Here is a 3,744-nt window from a genome sequence, read left to right on the forward strand (position 1 = left end):
GCTCCTACCGTAGGAGCGGCCCCCGGCCGCGACGGGCTGCTGCAACGACGGGTGGCCGGAACTATTGCCTTCTTACCTGATATCCAGATAGACCCTTGGTGTAGGGGCGGGTTTGAACCCCCCCCTACGTCCGGTTATCACGTCCGATGGCTATCAGCGCGGGAGCGAGACTGCCATGAGGGCTGGTGTGATTCGCTTGCGCAGGAGACCCCGGCGGTAAAGACCGACCATCCGATCTATCTGTTTTTGTCGACGGGTGCGGAGGCCTTCCGGGTGCTGACCGGTGGTCACCAACTGGTCGGGGAGTACCGATTTTGCGCGTTGACGATCAAGGGGCTGGAGCGCGAGCCGGAGAATCCCTATGTGGCGGTGTTCGCGCCGTTGCTAATTGAGGATGACGCGGAGTTACAGGCGCGGGCGCCGGCATTGTGGCGCACGGTGCAGGAGGCACCGGTGTTGCCCGAGGTGCGGGCGTTGCTCTCGCACGTGCTCGAATTTTGGTTTTTCGAACGATTTCGCGGGCTGACCGCGGGGGAGATTTGGGCCATGTTGAATCTGGTGACACCGATCCAGGAGACCCGGGCCTATCAGCGCGGTAGGTTGGGGTGAGGAACGAACCCCAACATCCCCGGCCGCAAATCGTTGGGGTTCCTTCGTCACCCCAACCTACGGGCTAATGACCAAGGCCGTAGCGCGCAATCCACCAGGTTCGCTCAACCGATGCCCAAGACAACCGCACCGCCCGGCAGCGAACGTGACGACTACGATTCGCCTTGGAAAGATCTGCTCGACCGCTGGCATCAGCGGTTTCTGGAGTTTTTCTTCCCGGTGGCCGCGGTCGACATCGATTGGTCGCGGGGGTACGAATTCCTCGACAAAGAACTCCAGAAGGTCACGCGCCGCGCGGTCCTGGGGCGTCGGCAGGTCGATAAGCTGATCAAGGTGTGGCGGCGTAGCGGGGAGGAGACTTGGGTGTTGATCCATACCGAGGTCCAAGGCCAGCGGGAGACGGACTTTGAGCGCCGGCTCTACACCTATCACTCACGATTGACGGACCGTTACAACCGGTCGGTGGCGACCTTGGTGGTGCTCACCGATGCGCATGCCGACTGGCGTCCCGTCCGCTACGTGCATGCGCTGTGGGGGTGTCGGGCGGTGTTGGAGTTTCCCTGTGTCAAGTTGCTGGACTATCGGGAGCGGACGGCTGAACTGGAGGCCAGCGATAACCCCTTTGCCGTGGTCGTGCTGGCGCAGTTGGCCGCGACCGCGACGCGCGGTGACCCGCAGGCCCGGTTAGCGCACAAGATCGGTTTGACGCGCCGGCTCTATCGTCTCGGACTGGAGCGGGATGACATTTTGAGCCTTTATGCCTTTATCGACTGGGTGCTGGCGTTGCCGGAAGCATTGGAAGAAGACTACCATCGGTGCATCCAAGCGATCGAGGAGGCCGAGCAGATGCAATACGTTACCACAGCCGAGCGCATCGGGATTCAGAAGGGTCGGCAAGAGGGTCGGCAAGAGGGTCGGCAAGAGGGCCGGCAAGAGGGTCGGCAAGAGACCCAGCGTGAGTTATTAGAGCAACTGCTGGCGGTGCGGTTCGGGGCGCTGCCGGACGCGTTGGCGGCGCGGCTGGCGGGGGCCGAGTCGGCGCAGCTCGCGGCCTGGTTCCAGCGGGCGCTGACGGCGTCGTCGCTGGAGGCGGTGTTTGCGGACGGCTGAGCGCGGGTTGATCGCGGTGGTGGTCGATTGGTCAGGCGCACTGGACGCGAAGCGGCCTTGATCATAATCCCGGCCAACGGCGTGCGTAGTCAGGGCTTCCAGCCCTGACGGTGTCAGGCCAGGATGGCCTGACTACGCACCCGGCGAGCCCACGCGCGGTAGCCGTTCCGGCCACTGGAGGCCGAGGCTTTAGCCGGTCCGGCGTGCAGGAACCACTGATTTTCTCTTAAGATCTCGGGAATCGCCACCGGCTAAAGCCTCGACCTCCAGTTGCGGAGTGGCCGCCGCTGGCCGAAACGATGATCAAGGCTCCGTTGACTCATTCAGCTATGCTCATTGACATCATCGCGGGCGCCCGCCCGAATTTCATGAAGATTGCGCCCATCATCCGGGCGCTGCAGGCCAGGGCGGCGGCGGGCGGACCCGTGCGCTACCGCCTGGTGCATACCGGTCAGCACTATGACGCCCGCTTGTCGGGCGATTTTTTTGTCCAGTTGGGCATCCCGGCGCCAGATGTGAATCTGGAGGTGGGGTCAGGCACTCAGGCGGAGCAGACGGCGGCGATCATGATCGGCTATGAGCGGCTGCTGTTGGCGGCGCCGTCCCGGTTGTGTCTGGTGGTGGGGGATGTGACCTCGACCATGGCCTGTGCCATCGCGGCACAGAAGCTGGGCGTGCCGGTCGCCCATGTGGAGGGCGGCATCCGCTCGGGCGACTGGACCATGCCGGAGGAGATCAACCGGATGGTGACGGATGCCATCACCAACTGGTTCTTTACCACCAGTGCTTTTGCCGATGCCAACCTGCGCACGGCGGGGGTCGGGGAGGAGCGGATCTTTTTCGTCGGCAACACCATGATCGACTCCCTGCTGGCCAACTTGGACCGGCTGCAGCCGCCGTCGTTCTGGGATGCGTTGAAATTGCAGCCGGGCGGGTATTTCGTGGTCACCCTGCATCGGCCGGCCAACGTGGATGGGACCGGATCACTGGCGCGGCTGCTGGCGGCGATCGGCGCCGGCACGCGGGGCCTGCCGGTGATCTTCCCGGTGCATCCGCGCACGGCCAAGACGCTGCGCGACCTGGCCGATCTGCCGGCGACCCTGCACCTGGTGGAACCGCAGCCCTATCTGGAGTTCAACTATCTGGTCAAGCACGCCAAGGCGGTGATCACCGACTCCGGCGGCATTACGGAAGAGACCACGGTGATGGGCGTGCCCTGCATGACCCTGCGCGACAGTACCGAGCGGCCGGAGACAGTGAGCATCGGCACCAATGCGCTGATCGGCACCGACCCGGCCAAGCTGGCGCCCGCGCTCGACCGGCTGTTTGCCGGGGACTGGCAGCGCGGCGCGATACCGGAGTTGTGGGATGGGCGGGCGGGGGAGCGGATTGTGGCGGGGATCGAGCGGGTGTTGGGGGCTGGGGATTAGGTGATTTCCGGTAAATAATCTACCATCATGCACGCGCACAACAGACCGGAGGTCGAGGCTTCAGCCGGACGCGGCACCGCCGCCCGCTAAAGCGTCGACCTCCAGTTGCGTTGCTCGAATCCCCGGAGGTTGAGCCCGCGTGGTACGAAGTGCTTCGGAAATCGCCTTAAGTCGCGTCATTCCGGCAGGATGCCGGAATTCAGGGCCAAGCAGGGCCATTGTTCAACCGTGGGCATTGTGCTGGCTGAGGGTTACCGTCCCTGGCACTGGGTCCCGGCATCCTGCCGGGACGACGGGGATCGCGGTTTGCTGCGTGGCTCGTCATTCCGGCTTGGATGCCGGAATCGAATACTATGGGTGATCCTGGCCCTCCCACCCTGACCGCTTTCGTAACCTACGGCGATTCCCAGGAATAAACATCCCGACTGCGCATGCCTGCAAGATCCGTAGGGGCTGTAGGGGCGACTTTAGGTGATTTCCGGAACACCGGATACCTACCATCGGCTCGGATGTAGGTGCGACTTCAGTCGCACCGATTCGGACGCAGGTGCGACTGAAGTCGCACCTACATTGACCGGTATCTAAATTGTCGGAA

3 protein-coding genes are annotated in these 3,744 nt (G+C 63.6%); all 3 read left to right on the forward strand.

What is annotated here, in order from left to right; translation table 11 throughout:
• Positions 1 to 246: 246 nt before the first annotated feature.
• The gene (locus tag QZY03_RS09860) at positions 247 to 609 is read left to right on the forward strand and encodes a DUF2887 domain-containing protein (RefSeq protein WP_363168500.1); all 363 of its coding nucleotides are present in this window, start codon (positions 247 to 249) and stop codon (positions 607 to 609) included.
• A 111-nt stretch (positions 610 to 720) separates the two neighbouring features.
• Positions 721 to 1,719, forward strand: a complete 999-nt coding sequence (locus tag QZY03_RS09865; protein WP_295580501.1) for a cytosolic protein — start codon at positions 721 to 723, stop codon at positions 1,717 to 1,719.
• A gap of 329 nt (positions 1,720 to 2,048) precedes the next feature.
• Entirely contained in the window at positions 2,049 to 3,149 is a 1,101-nt protein-coding gene (gene wecB / locus QZY03_RS09870; RefSeq protein ID WP_295580503.1) for a non-hydrolyzing UDP-N-acetylglucosamine 2-epimerase, read from the forward strand.
• The last annotated feature ends 595 nt before the right edge of the window (positions 3,150 to 3,744 follow it).

Source organism: uncultured Lamprocystis sp. (assembly GCF_903933125.1).
Lineage (GTDB): Bacteria > Pseudomonadota > Gammaproteobacteria > Chromatiales > Chromatiaceae > Thiodictyon.

Excerpts from the sequence above, each read along its gene's own strand:
- QZY03_RS09865 (WP_295580501.1), top strand. The coding sequence starts at position 721 with ATGCCCAAGACAACCGCACCGCCCGGCAGCGAACGTGACGACTACGAT.
- wecB (WP_295580503.1), top strand. The coding sequence starts at position 2,049 with ATGCTCATTGACATCATCGCGGGCGCCCGCCCGAATTTCATGAAGATT.